Raw genomic sequence first — 12,653 nt, forward strand, 5'->3', positions numbered from 1 at the left:
CTGACGAACGGCCCTGACGGCGCTATGTAGTTGAAGTGAGATATGCGCAAGGCGGCGGGCTGGACGCCGCGGGGCGGGCGCGCCGCGAGGCGTTGCGGATGCAGGCTGCCGCGATGTTCGTCGAGGACGTCACGCCTTCGGAGATCGCCAAGCGGCTGCGGGTGACGGTGCGGTCGATATATTGGTGGAGGGCTGACTTCGAGCGCGGCGGGACGGCGGCGCTGGCAAGCCGGGGCCCGCTGGGGCAGCGGTGCAAGCTCAGTACGAAGTCGCAGGTCAAGCTGGCCGCGAGGCTGAACGAGAGCCCGGCGGCGTTCGGCTGGGATGAGGACCAGGTGTGGACCGGGGCTCGGGTCGCCAAGCTGATCGGCCGCAAACTCCATGTCTCCTACAGCGCCGACGCGGCAGCCCGGTTGATCCGTCGGCTCGGCTTCACCCCGCAGATGCCGGCGCGACGGGCCGCCCAGCGCGACGAGCTCGCGATCGCCACCTGGAAGGAAACAACGTGGCCTGCGGTAAAAGGACACAGGCCGCGCTCGGCGCCTTCGTCTGCTTCGAGGACGAGGCAGGCCAGCATCTGACGCCGCCGCGCGGCCGAACCTGGGGACGTCGGGGCCAGACCCCGATCGTGAAGGTGGCCGGGCGCAGCTCCGGGCGGGTGTCGATCGTCGGAGTGATCGCGGTCCGTCCCGGGGCGCGCACGAGATTGTTCTACCGGCTGCGCATCCACCGCGGCCGCAAGAACGAGCGACGCTCCTTGTCCGAACGCGACTACATCGGGCTGATCGACGCCGCCCACCAGCAGTTGAGAGCCCCGATCATCCTGGTCTGGGACCGGCTGAACACTCACGTGTCGGCAATCATGAAACAGATGATCGCTGAACGAGCCTGGCTGACCGTCGTGCTGCTCCCGGCCTACGCCCCGGACCTGAACCCGGTCGGGGGCGTGTGGTCCCACGTCAAACGCAGCCTGGCCAACCTGGCCGCGCTCACCGTCGATGCGCTGGAGACGCTGATCCGCAACCGACTCAAGCGCCTTCAGTACCGGCCCGTCGTCCTCGACGGCTTCGTTGCGGAGACCGGCCTGACCTTCGACCCGCTACCGCCATGACGTCGCGAAACGCCGTCGTCGGAAACTCGCCCGCCGCGATCGTCCGCCGCGCAGGCAATCCCCTTGCGCTGCTGACCCTGTCCAGCGATGCTCGAATGCCGTGAGCGGCTTCCAGATCAGCACCCTGACGGCCACCGAGGAGCGGCTCTGGCACGCTTTCCCCACCGGCGCCCTGGTCGACCTGCGCTCCGGACCCGACGACGGCCCCGGCCAAGCGACGTCGTGGCCGCGCACCCGCGACATTCGCGCCGAGGTGATCGCGGCGCTGCTGACCGGCAGCGGGCCCGATGCGAACCGCGGCGCGGGGGTCAAACTGGCCGGCGCTCGTGTCGTCGGGCGACTCACGCTCGCCCACACGCAAGTCCCCTACGCACTCGGCTTCGAGCACTGCTGCTTCGACGACGGCCTGGACCTCGCCGAAGCCGAGACTCGCAGCGTGCGCCTGCGCGGCTGCTACCTCACCGTGCTGGAAGCCAACCGCGCCGAGATCCGCGGCGAGTTCCAGATGGAGGGCTGCCGCCTCGACCGGCTCAGCCTCTACGCGGCGCGCGTCTTCGAGATCGAAATCAGCGGGACCACGATCACCGCGCCCCCGCCCGAACCACCGGACCCTGACGCCGACTGGACGCCGCCGCGCACCGCCGTCAACGGCGACCTGCTCGTCGTCGACACCGCGATGTACTGCCACGACGTCGTCATCGACGGACAGTTCCGGCTCCCCGGCGCGCGCATCGGCGGCTACCTGCATCTGGACGGCGCGCGGATCACCCATGAGGAGCCCAACCGCCCACCCACGCCCGCCCTGCTGGCGCAGGGGCTGCGTGTGGACACCGGCATGTTCGCCCGCCGTGGCAACACCCGAGCGAAGAACCGGTTCACCGTCACCGGCGGCGTCGACCTCAGCGACGCCACGATCAAGGGCGGGCTCATACTGCCCGACGCCGACCTGGTGGACGACCACGGCCAAACGGCGCTGCGCGCAGACCACATCTCGGTCGAGGGCGGTGTCAACCTGTCGGGCGTCACGACTTCGGGCGCGGTCCGGCTCAACTCGGCCCGTGTCGTCGGGCCGCTGACACTGAGCGGTGCGCGACTGGGCACGCTCAACGCCTCCGGCGCGCGCGTCGAAGGGGCGATGTTCTGCAATGAGGGATTCACCGCGCACAGCCTGGACTTGCGGCGGGCACGGACTACAACGTTCGAGGACGACGCCGCGTCCTGGCCCGACAAGCTGCGCCTGGACGGCTTCGTCTATGACGAACTGATGCCGTTGCCGACGGCCGGGATGCGACTGCCGTGGCTGGCTCGTGACGCGTATCAGCCTCAGCCTTACGAGCAGCTGGCCGCGCGCTACCGCGCGGTGGGGCGTGACGGCGAGTCGCGGCGGGTGCTGCTTGCCCAGCAGCGGCGGCGACGTGAGGCGGCGGGCCTGCCAGCGAAAGCATGGGGCCTTCTCCAGGACGCAACGGTCGGCTACGGGTATCGGCCGTGGCTGGCCGGGCTGTGGTTGTTGGGCCTGCTCGCCGCCGGATCGGTCTACTTCGCCTCCCACCACCCCGCACCGCTGGGCACGGGCGGACCGCATTTCAACCCGGTCGCCTACACGCTCGACCTGTTGGTGCCGGTAGTGAGCCTCGGTCAATCGGGCGCGTGGAATCCGAGCGGGTCCAGCCAGGCGCTGGCCTATGCGCTAATCATCAGTGGCTGGACACTAGCCACGACGCTGGTCGCCGGGGTCACACGAATACTGGTGCGGCCCTGAGACAACAGGTCCCTCTCCGGCTGGCGCGCCCGTCACGAGACGACATCAAACCGTCGTCCTCAGTAACAGGGAATTAGGCAATGTTCGCCTCGGACTCCCGCTATCCCTGCACGTCGCGTCGACTCACCGCGGTGTTCCGGATGGCCGTGCCTACAGCCAGCGGAATGACCATCAGGGGTGCAATATGTCGGCGACGGCGAACTGAGGGCTGAGGTCCAGCAGCAGACGATTGGCCGCCGTACTCTTCGGCGGTGAGGCCGAGGTGTTCCTGCAGCAGCTGGCGTACGGCGGCGATACGGGCTCGTGCAAGGGCCCGTTGCTCCGTGTCGGTGGAAGACGCCGGGCTCGGCCGCGGTTGCGGTGGGGCCGGGCGCGTGCCGCTGGTCGGCAGTCGGATGCTGATGGAGGGGTATTTCACCGCTGTGCGCCCGTCCTGTTCGATACGTTCTGCCGATGCGAGAGCTCGCGGAGATCGAGGACTTGTCGGGACTGGTGCGTGACGTGCTGGGATCGGGCTGCCGTGTGGTCGCGGTGGACCGGTTGCGCGGGGGCAGCAAGAAGGGGGTGTACCGGGTTCGAGTTGACGGAACCCCGATGACGAGTGTGATCGTCTACAGCTGGGCCGAAGAGGAGAACTTCTGGCCGGGCCAAAACGGAATCGATACCAGTGACCCGTTCGCACCCGCCTCAGGTCTGGTCCCGTTCCTCACCGCCCAGCGGAGTCTGGCAGGCCTCGGGGTAAGGGCTCCTCGGATCCTCCTGGCGGACGACAGCCAGCACCTCTACCCGGCGGACGTGGCCGTGGTCGAGGACATCTCCTGCGGCACTCTCGAAGCGCTCTTTGAGAGCGATCCCGCCCGCGCGACTGCGGCCCTGAACGACCTGGCCGCGATGGTGGACGTCATGCACCGCCACCTCGCCCCGACGTACGGCCGGGTGGATCTGCTTGAGCAGGGCGGCACTGCAAGCGGAGCCTCCTGTGAGCAACTGGTTCTCGACCGGGCCTTGCGCGATATCGAAGAGACCTCGGGCAGAGATCGCAGGATCGCCGCGGCAGACGGTCACTTGCGCGAGCGTCTCCACGGCTTGGCCGCACTGGTGACCCCCCGTACCGCATACGGGTTGATCCACGGAGAACTGGGCCCCGACCACGTCCTGGTCGACGCCGACGGTCACGCGGTGCTGATCGACATCGAGGGCCTCATGCACTTCGACATCGAGTGGGAGCACGTCTTCCTCCAGCTCCGCTTCGGAAAGCGCTACCCCGTCCTGTCCCGGCCCGGCCTCGACCCACAGCGGCTGGACCTCTACGTGCTCGCGATGCGCCTGTCCCTGGTCGCCGGCCCGTTGCGCCTGCTTGACGGCGACTACCCCGACCGGGCCTTGATGCACGAGATCGCCGAGCACAACCTGAAGGAGGCCCTGGCACTCCTCCCGTAGCAGAGAGGAACTTCCCCGCCTCCGAAAAGGGGTTGTGAACGCGGCTTGATCCACGTGAAGAGATCGTTCCACGCCAATGGACTTCGGAAAGCCGCGAATCAGCCGCAGCGGCGCTCCCGCGGCTCCACGGAACCCACCTGTTCCATGCGCCGGATCTCCCGCTCTGCCGCTTCCAACTGCCCGAGGTCGAGGGCCATCGCGGCACGCCCGGCGACGTAGAAGACGTCCTGGCGGATCCGACAGTCCAATCCCGGTTGGCGGCACAAGGCCAGGAACCGCACCTCGAGACTGAGTTCGATGCGACCCATCTCGTCCCGGACGCGGACCGGGAGTGCGGCGTGCCGGAGATCCTTGGCGTAGTCACGCGTCTGCCGATCGGCCTCGTCAGGCCGGGCTTCCACGGGACGACAGGGGTGATCGGCCCACTCCGTGTCAGCCCACCAGACGAGTTCGTCCAGGTACTCCGAGGCGACCACCACATCCGGGGGCGAGGCGGAGAGGGCCGTGTCCGCGCCGGCAACCAGCTGGTCGAGACGGCATCGCGCGTCGTGGTCCCCCGCCACACACATCGCGATGAAGCCCGACAACACGTCGAGCCTGCGCGACACCTCCGCCCGCTGCCAGATCTCGTACAGTCCCGCCATCCACCCTTCCCTCTCCGCCGACCGCCTCTCCGCGCCCCGAACCCTATGACGCGCCCCCGTCAGCGGGTCCAACGGTTTTCCGGGCTCAGCGAACGAACCTCACAGCACCATGTTTGCGCTGGTAAAAGCGCCGAGACTGCGAGCAGCAGTGGAGGCTGCTCATGGCCGACATGCAGAAGTCGCGTGGAAGTCCGCGATGGTAGCGGGTGGGGCGATGCAGGTTCCCGCTGACGTGTCCGGAGTCGTGCGGGGTGGCCCTCCGGTGATCGTGCCCCACGGATATCTCCTGTCTGTTCAGGCACGTGAGGTACAGGAGCACGGGCGAGTCGTCCGGGAGTGGCAGGCGGTCGCCCGAGCAGGCCGCAGAGCGGGCGCGCCGGGCGGCGAGGACGCCGCCGCCAGTTCCGGTTGCGGTGCGGGTGCCACAGCAGGCGGGGCAGGTGGAGGACGTGCGGAGGACGTGCGGAGGACGTGCGGGCGACGGTGTCCGAGGGCGGGGTGGCTGGTGGCCACGGCGGCCAGGTAGGCGTCCGCGTCGTAGCCGCGCGTGGCGGGCCGCGAGGGCGTTGAGGTCGAGGCCGTCGCGCAGAGCGCGAGCTCTGCGCGGGGGCCGCCCGGAGGGCGCGGGGGCGTCAGCTTCGGGAGAGTTCCCGGCCTCGCCACCGAAACGACCTGTAGAAACGCGTGTCCTGCGGCTCCCGGTTGGGGGAGCCGCAGGACAGGGGGGAGGGGGGCGGCCCGCGATCATGTGTGCGGCGGCGCCGGAGTTGATGGATCAGGACCCGATCAGCGTCCAGTATGCGTTGACCTCGGCCCAGTTCGTCCAGCCGCCTCCGCTGCTCTGGGTGTAGCCCATGTGGCCGCCGCTACCGAGCGCGAAGACCGTGTTCTGGGTGGTGTCCGGGTCGTAGGTCGCAGTGGGGTCGCCGGCGAAGTTGTTCCAGTACGCGTTGACTTCGGCCCAGTTCGACCAGTTGGCTCCGTCGTTGCTGCTCTGGGTGTAGCCGATCTTGCCGTCCCCGCCGCGCGCGAGCAGCGAGATCGTCTTCGTGCGGGCGTTGTACACGGGGTGGGGGTCGCCGGCGAAGTTGTTCCAGTACGCGTTGACTTCGGCCCAGTTCGACCAGCTGGCTCCGTCGTTGCTGCTCTGGGTGTAGCCGATCTTGCCGTCCCCGCCGCGGGCGAAGACCGTCATCTGGTGGGTGTCCGGGTTGAGAACCACGTGGGGGTCGCCGGCGAAGTTGTTCCAGTCCGCGTTGACCTCGGCCCAATTCGACCAGCTGGCTCCATCATTGCTGCTCTGGGTGTAACCGATTCTGCCGTCCCCGCCACGTGCGAACACCGTCATCCGCTTGGTGGTGGGGTTGTAGATCACGTGGGGGTCGCCGGCGAAGTTGTTCCAGTACGCGTTGACTTCGGCCCAGTTCGACCAGGTGGCTCCGTCGTTGCTGCTCTGGGTGTAACCGATCTTGCCGTCCCCGCCACGTGCGAACACGGTGACCTTCTTGGTGTCGGGGTTGTACACGGCCGAGGCGTCGCCCTTGAAGTTGCTCCAGTAGGCGTTCACCTGGGTCCAGTTCGACCAGCTGGCACCGTTGTTGCTGCTGGTGCTGATGCCCATGGCGCCGTTGGCCGACCCGCGGGCGAAGAGCATCGTGGTCTTGGTGTCGGGGTCGTACACCGCGTCGGGTGTGCCCTGCAGCGTCCAGTATGCGTTGGCCTCGGTCCAGTTGCTCCAGCTTGCTCCGCCGTTTGTGGTCTTGGTGAGGCCGAGGTGGCCGCCGGATCCGAGGCCGAACAGGGTCATCGTCTTGGTGTCAGGGTTGTACACCGACCAGGTGCTGTCCGAGGTGTTGCCGTTGTCGGTCGTGACGGTGACCGGCCCGTAGGTGTGGTTCTGTCCGTCGATCTCGTTCGCGTTCACCGAGATGGTGTAGGTGCCGTTGGGCAGGCCGGTGGTGTTCCAGGCCTGCGCGTAGTTGCTGGCGCCGGTACCGCCGTTGATCGTCTGGGTGCCGCTCGGTCCGGTGATGGTGTAGCTCAGGGAGTTGATGACGCCCTGGGAGCTGGCGATGGCGGTGAGGTTCACCGTGCCGGTGACGGTCTGGCCGGACGCGAGGGCTGCGCCGTTGGCATCGATGGTGACGTTGAAGTTCGCGGGGATGGCCGGGGCGAGGTTGTTGGAGCGCAGCAGTTCGAACGAGGAGGGGGCGTAGCCGTCGATAGTGGTGTCGTGGATGTTGGCGCGGTACTCGCCGGTGGGGACGCTGGGGTTGTCCTCAGCGATGTAGGTGAAGTCGCCGTTGGCCTGGTTGGTCCAGCCGGCGAAGAGGTTGATGTGCTCGCCGGGCACGGCGAGGGCGTCGCCGGGCTGGAGCTGGGACCAGCTGGTGAGCTTGGTGCTGTAGGTGGAGGAGTCGATGCCGGGCGAGGGCGTGGTCACGACCGGGCTGCTGGTGAGCTGCCACGCCATGTCGACCAGGCCGCCGCAGTCGGTGCGGTAGGGGCCGCCGACCTCACTGTCCGAGAACGACTGGGACTGGTTGTAGCTGACCTGGTGACTGACCCAGTCTCTGGCGCGCTGGACCATCTGGGCGCCGGTCAGCTTCTGCCCGACCCCGGTGCCGAGCGTGCCCGTGGAGGTCGGTGTCTCGGTCCCGCTGTTGTCGTACGTGCCGGTGTCCGCGGAGGCGGGCGCCACCGTGCACAGGCCGGCGACGACCGCGGTCGCGGTCACGAGGGCAAGGCGGGAAAGGGCGCGAGCGGGGCTGGGCTTGGACATGGGTGTTCCCCCGAGTCGTGGTGAAGGTGAGGTGTGGCGTTGCCGTCGTCGGCGGTGCGGCAAGAGGAGCGAGACAATGGACACCGGGTTGTCCAGAGTTAGGAATTCGTGTCCAGGGAGTTCTGACACGATGCCCAGCGAAAGATTTCGGCGGGATTTGCTGGGCGTGCGCGTTCACTCCGGAGGTGTCGCGGTCCAGCCGGGGAGGGAGGCAAGGAGGTGGGCGATCGCGGCCGCGGTCTGCGGGGCGCCGCCGGTTCCGTTTCCGTCGCCGCTGAAGAAGAGGCCGAGATCTACTCCGCTGGCCCGGGGCCGGGTCCGGATGTGTTCGATGCCGGAGCGGGGATCCAGGTGGGCCCACAGGGTGTCCAGGACGCGCTCGGCGTCGGCCGAGTTGGGCCGGGGCAGGTCGGGGCGGGTGAGGACGAGGTGGACGAGGTGCATGGCTCTCCTAGTCCCAGCCGATGCCGTCCGCCTGCGACGGTGTCACCGCGGAGGTGACAGGGGCGCCTGCTGCCGCTGCCGACGTGGGGGCCTGGTCCCATCCGATGCCGGCGCCGAGGGCTCTTGTCGAGGCGGTGGCGGCTGCCCCGAACGCGGGAGTGGCGACGAGCACGGCAATCACTGCGGCGCGAACGATTTTCGACATGACAGCCCCCGGATCCATTTCTGAATGGAATTCTTGGATTTGATGGTCCGGCGCCGGATCATCTGTCTGTCCGGCGCGTTGAGAAAACAATGCCGTGCGGGTCGGGCCCGGGGGAACGGGGTCAGCTGGGCACCAAGCTGCCCGGCACCTTGGTGCCTGCCCCGAGCATCCGATGCCGTTCACCCGCCGGGCGTTGCGCGGCTGGCCGGGTACTGAGAGGATCATCGGCTGCACGGTGGTCTGCAGGCGTCACGACGCACGGGGGGTGCGGCAATCATGGTGCTCGGTGTTCTGGGGCTGGAACCGGTGGTCGAGACGGTGTACGCGGCTTTGCTGCGGCATCCGCAGTCGAACTTGTCCGACCTCCAGGCCGTCACAGGCCTGACGGAACGGGAAGTCCGCGCAGCCCTGGACGACCTGGCCGACTGCGCGTTCGTGCGCCCATCGCGGGACATCCCAGGGGGCTTGCGTGTCGTCAGCCCGCACGTAGCGCTCGATCTGATGGTCCGCCGACAGGAAGCGGACCTGGCGCGCCGGGCCCAGGAACTGGCCGCGAGCAAGGCCGCAGCCGCCGAAGCCGTCGCGGCATTCGGCGCGCTCGCCCCCAACACGCCAGTGAACGGCGCGGAACGTCTGGTGGGGATGGACGCCATCGAGGGCAAACTGGAGATCCTCGCCAAGGAACTGCAGCGCGAGTGCCTGTCGGTGATGCCGGGCGGCGCCCAGTCCCAGGCCAGCCTGGACGCCTCACGCCCACTGGACGCCGATGCGCTCGGCCGTGGCATCGCGATCCTCACGCTCTACCAGGACAGCGTCCGCAACGACCAGGCTACATACGACTACGCGCACTGGCTGACCAAGAACGGCGGAGAGGTCCGCACCGCACCGCTGCTGCCACCCCGCATGCTGATCTTCGACCGTGAAACCGCGATCGTCCCCATCGACCCCGCCGACACCAGGGCCGGCGCGCTGTGCACCCGCGAGCCGGGGATCGTCGCCTCGCTCATCGCCGTCTACGAACAGGCCTGGGCGACCGCCGTCCCCCTCGGCGCAGCAACCACCCGCGACACCGGGACCGGCCTCACACCCGCAGAACGCGAACTACTCACCCTCCTGGCCCGCGGCATGACCGACGAGGCCGCCGCCAAACGACTCGGCATCGGACTGCGCACCGTCCGCCGCCAAATGGCCACCCTCATGGAACGCCTCGACGCCAGCAGCCGCTTCGAGGCAGGTCTCAAGGCCGCCCAACGCGGCTGGCTGTGAACGGCAACCAGGAGACGACCGGCATCGGTATCGGGGCTCGGCAGGAACGGCTCGCGGTCTCGGCGAGGTCGGGGAACTGGGAGCGGATGGTGGGCAGCCGGAGCATGCGGCATGCCTGATCGACGGCGGTGGGGGTGGCCTGCTCGGTGAGTCCTCGCTGGCGGGGAAGGGTCACGATGTTCTCCTCTTTCACGGGGTGGGATGGTCGGGTCGGCGGCGCCGCAGGAGCTGGTCGTATGCGCTCCTGGAACAGGTCTCCCAGGACGATCTGCCCTCGCCTGCCGAACGCAGGCGCCTGCGGGAGGCTGCCGGGTTGACCCAGACCCAGATCGCCACCGCTTTGGAGACGCGCCGTGAGACCGTCGTCAACTGGGAGCTGGGCAAGACCGAACCGCGGCCGCCGCAAGCGTGCCGCCTACGCCAGGCTCCGGGAGAAGCTGGCCGAACGCTTCCCAGGCCCCGCCGCGGAGCCTGAGGTACCGGAGGCGTTCACGGGCCCCGCCGCACCGGAGCCCGCGGCGGAACAGGCGCCCCCGCACATGCAGCTGCAGTCCCAGCAGTAAAAGGTGCCGGCGAGTACGACTGGCCCGCACCGCCCAGCCGTCGGCACCAGGCCGTCGGCGTCGCGGCGCCCGGGGGCGACGAAGGTGTCGAAGAAGCCGGCTGCCCCGGTGGCGGCCGCCGATCCGGGCTTCGAGAACGGCCCGCTGGCCGTTGTCGGCGTCGAAGAGGACGGCCAGGTCCTGGCGTACTGGGTCGGCGGCCTCGTACTGGACGTGCCCGCCAAGTCGCTGCCGTCGCTGATCGAGTGGACGCTGGCCGAGGCCAAGCTCGGGCAGGCCCGTCTGCACCGCAACGGCCGCGACGCCGACCCGGTCCTGGTCCTCACCTCGGCTGCGCTGGAGCGCTACGGCCCGCCCGTCGCCCTGTCGGAGGAGGAGCGGCGCGCCGGACGGCTCGCGGACGGCCACAAGGTGGTCAAGCAGCTCGCGAAGGCCGACTGGAAGCTGACCCAGCGCGGTTTCGGGCCGTGGGCGCGGATCTACCGCCCGGCCGAGCGCTCCAAGCGCAACTGCGTCCAGCTGTGCATCCCGGCCTGGAACGCCCTGGACGCACGGGAGTGGGACAAGAAGGACGACCCGCAGCTGCCCATGATGCACCCGGCGGACCTGGCCCGGTACCTGGGCGCCTGTGCGGAGCGGGTGATGACGCCGCGCGGCACCGCGGCAGTCACCGGCCTGGAACTGATGACTGCGTTGCGCCCGGCGACCCCTTCGGAGAGGGACGAGGCACCGGCGAGTTCAAGCAGGCTTTCAACACGGACGCGCTCACCGCCGTGTACGACGTGGTGGAGTGCGAGGTCCCGACGAACACCCCATTCTGAAAGGGAAGTTCGCCCGGCAACACCTGCGCACTCCGGCCGAGATGCTGATGGAGGAGCCCTACGACCGGTGCCGGCCGCTGACCGATGAGGAGTGCGTGAACCAGTTCCTGGTCGCGATCGGCATCAACATGTCGTTCGCCGCGGCCGCCAACGGGCTCACCGTCGGGCTGAACGGCCCCATCCACCTCACCGGCAACCCGAAGTTCGATCCGTCGCTGCCCGGTGGCAGGTCGACCTCAGCCACGTCGACCTCGCGCTCGTGGAGATCAACGGCCGGACGGTCGACGGTGACCGGCTCCCCAGCCCGTTCACGCCAAAGGGCGAGGAGCCCACCGGCCCGGCCTGGTATGCCACCCCGACCGTCGCCTACGCGGTCGAGCTCGGCTTCGAGGTCGCGCCGATCGAGGCATACGTCCGCACCCAGACCGGCCGCCACCTCGACCCCTGGTACAAGCGGCTGCGCGACGCGTACGTGGCGACGATGGCCGACCTCGACGTCACCACCGACCTGGGCGGCCAGGAGTTCCTGGACGCGATAGCCCGCTCCAAGCAGGTCGACCCGGCGATGGCGCTGCTGGTGAACGCGATCAAGGCGACCGCGAAGGGCGGGATCGGCAAACTCCGCCAGCGCAACCGGGGACAGGTGCCCTACTACGAGCCGTGGCCGGCGCTCGCCAGGGAGACGTAGCGCCCCGACATCCGGGCCGCCGTCCTGGCCAACCAGCGGATCGGCCTGCACCGCAAGCTTATGAAGACCGCCGCGACGGCCGACCTGTACCCAGTCGCGATCGGCACCGACGCCATCGTCTACCCCTCACCCGGCCCGTCCCCGCTGGACGTCCTGCCCCACACCGCGGAGGGCAAGCCCGTGCCCGGCGCGTTCCGGCTCGGCGTCTTGCCTGGCATGGCCAAGCACCAGGGCACCCAGACCGTCCTTTGGGCCGAGGAGCAGTTCGAGGAGCACGGCGGTGTGTTCAACATCGCCAACCTCATCAAGAACGACCCGACCACCGGAGAAGGGGAGTAGCAGGCCATGTTGGACTCGATCGGGGACAGCCTGGACCGTGCGCCGAAAGGGGCGTTCACCCGCCCCGCCCCCAAGAGCGCCCAGGCACAGTTGAAGTACTGGTCAAGCAGCTCAAGACCACCAAGGCGGTCGCCCAGCTGCTGGGGGTGTCCCAGGGCACCGTGGAGCGGTACGTGGTCGGCACGCTCAAGCGCCCCCGCCGCGAGCTGCGCGAGCGCATAGACCGCGAGGTCAAGAAGCGGTGGCAGCCGCAGGTCAGGGCCAAGGCGAAGAAGAAGGCCGCGACCACCACCGGCCCGGTCGTCTCCACCCGCGCCCGCTTCGGGTTCACCGCCGCGCAGGGCACGACCGACGACGCCCGGATCCGCGACATCACCCAGGCCCTCCCGCCCGAGTTCGCGGACCGCCTGTTCACCGCCCGGGAACAGGGCGCCACCGAACGCCAGCTCCAGCAGATCGCGGCCGAGGGCCTCGCGCAGATGTACTTCCGTGCCAACCACACACGCGCACACGGCCTGGGCGTGGAGTTCTCTGACATCGAGCAGATCGAGATCGAGCTGTAGCCACCCGCTGCCGTACAAACGCCCC

At 69.0% G+C, this 12,653-nt stretch carries 12 protein-coding genes and 3 pseudogenes; 9 read left to right on the plus strand and 6 right to left on the minus strand.

Translation table 11 applies throughout. The annotated features are described in order from the left end of the window. Positions 1 to 35 precede the first annotated feature (35 nt). The 3 genes from ACWDEN_RS37125 (at position 36) to ACWDEN_RS37135 (ending at position 4,313) form a co-directional block, all read left to right on the plus strand. Positions 36 to 1,111, plus strand: a protein-coding gene (locus ACWDEN_RS37125; RefSeq protein WP_450862324.1) for an IS630 family transposase whose coding sequence is annotated in 2 segments (ribosomal slippage) — positions 36 to 518 and positions 521 to 1,111 — 1,074 coding nt in all. Because the reading frame shifts where the segments join, the coding sequence is not laid out codon by codon here. A gap of 100 nt (positions 1,112 to 1,211) precedes the next feature. Then, on the plus strand, positions 1,212 to 2,873 hold the full coding sequence (locus ACWDEN_RS37130; RefSeq protein WP_450862326.1) for a hypothetical protein: 1,662 nt from the start codon (positions 1,212 to 1,214) through the stop codon (positions 2,871 to 2,873). Between the two features lie 453 nt (positions 2,874 to 3,326). Beyond that, positions 3,327 to 4,313, plus strand: a complete 987-nt coding sequence (locus ACWDEN_RS37135; RefSeq protein WP_450862327.1) for a phosphotransferase — start codon at positions 3,327 to 3,329, stop codon at positions 4,311 to 4,313. A gap of 98 nt (positions 4,314 to 4,411) precedes the next feature. Here the strand turns inward: ACWDEN_RS37135 and ACWDEN_RS37140 are convergent, their stop codons facing one another. From ACWDEN_RS37140 to ACWDEN_RS37160, 5 genes and pseudogenes are all read right to left on the minus strand, one after another. After that, entirely contained in the window at positions 4,412 to 4,957 is a 546-nt protein-coding gene (locus ACWDEN_RS37140; protein WP_450862328.1) for a hypothetical protein, read from the minus strand. A gap of 112 nt (positions 4,958 to 5,069) precedes the next feature. After that, positions 5,070 to 5,207 (minus strand): annotated as a pseudogene (locus ACWDEN_RS37145) (IS110 family transposase); the annotation flags it as partial. Between the two features lie 525 nt (positions 5,208 to 5,732). Beyond that, a complete protein-coding gene (locus ACWDEN_RS37150; RefSeq protein ID WP_450862329.1) occupies positions 5,733 to 7,739 on the minus strand; it encodes an Ig-like domain-containing protein in 2,007 nt (668 codons plus the stop codon). Positions 7,740 to 7,913: 174 nt separating this feature from the next. Beyond that, the gene (locus tag ACWDEN_RS37155; protein WP_450862330.1) at positions 7,914 to 8,183 is read right to left on the minus strand and encodes a hypothetical protein; all 270 of its coding nucleotides are present in this window, start codon (positions 8,181 to 8,183) and stop codon (positions 7,914 to 7,916) included. 7 nt (positions 8,184 to 8,190) lie between these two features. Then, positions 8,191 to 8,388, minus strand: a complete 198-nt coding sequence (locus ACWDEN_RS37160) for a hypothetical protein (protein WP_351607301.1) — start codon at positions 8,386 to 8,388, stop codon at positions 8,191 to 8,193. 276 nt (positions 8,389 to 8,664) lie between these two features. On the opposite strand from ACWDEN_RS37160, the gene ACWDEN_RS37165 reads away from it, so the two are divergent. Next, positions 8,665 to 9,654 carry a LuxR C-terminal-related transcriptional regulator gene (locus tag ACWDEN_RS37165; protein WP_450862333.1) on the plus strand — a complete coding sequence of 330 codons (990 nt, stop codon included), beginning with the start codon at positions 8,665 to 8,667 and terminating at the stop codon, positions 9,652 to 9,654. Positions 9,655 to 9,700: 46 nt separating this feature from the next. Here the strand turns inward: ACWDEN_RS37165 and ACWDEN_RS37170 are convergent. Then, positions 9,701 to 9,829, minus strand: a pseudogene (locus tag ACWDEN_RS37170) (IS21-like element helper ATPase IstB); the annotation flags it as partial. Positions 9,830 to 9,850: 21 nt separating this feature from the next. On the opposite strand from ACWDEN_RS37170, the gene ACWDEN_RS37175 reads away from it, so the two are divergent. The 5 genes and pseudogenes from ACWDEN_RS37175 (at position 9,851) to tpg (ending at position 12,628) form a co-directional block, all read left to right on the plus strand. Next, positions 9,851 to 10,129, plus strand: coding sequence for a helix-turn-helix transcriptional regulator (locus ACWDEN_RS37175; RefSeq protein ID WP_351607307.1), 279 nt, complete (start codon positions 9,851 to 9,853; stop codon positions 10,127 to 10,129). 172 nt (positions 10,130 to 10,301) lie between these two features. Next, entirely contained in the window at positions 10,302 to 11,126 is an 825-nt protein-coding gene (locus ACWDEN_RS37180) for a hypothetical protein (protein WP_450862335.1), read from the plus strand. A gap of 171 nt (positions 11,127 to 11,297) precedes the next feature. Then, positions 11,298 to 11,726 (plus strand): hypothetical protein, encoded by a 429-nt coding sequence (locus ACWDEN_RS37185; protein WP_450862337.1) that lies wholly within the window; start codon positions 11,298 to 11,300, stop codon positions 11,724 to 11,726. Between the two features lie 60 nt (positions 11,727 to 11,786). Further along, positions 11,787 to 12,065 carry a hypothetical protein gene (locus tag ACWDEN_RS37190; RefSeq protein WP_450862339.1) on the plus strand — a complete coding sequence of 93 codons (279 nt, stop codon included), beginning with the start codon at positions 11,787 to 11,789 and terminating at the stop codon, positions 12,063 to 12,065. Positions 12,066 to 12,074: 9 nt separating this feature from the next. Beyond that, positions 12,075 to 12,628: pseudogene (tpg, locus tag ACWDEN_RS37195) on the plus strand (telomere-protecting terminal protein Tpg). Positions 12,629 to 12,653: the final 25 nt, after the last annotated feature.

This window comes from Streptomyces sp. NPDC001153, from assembly GCF_053598315.1.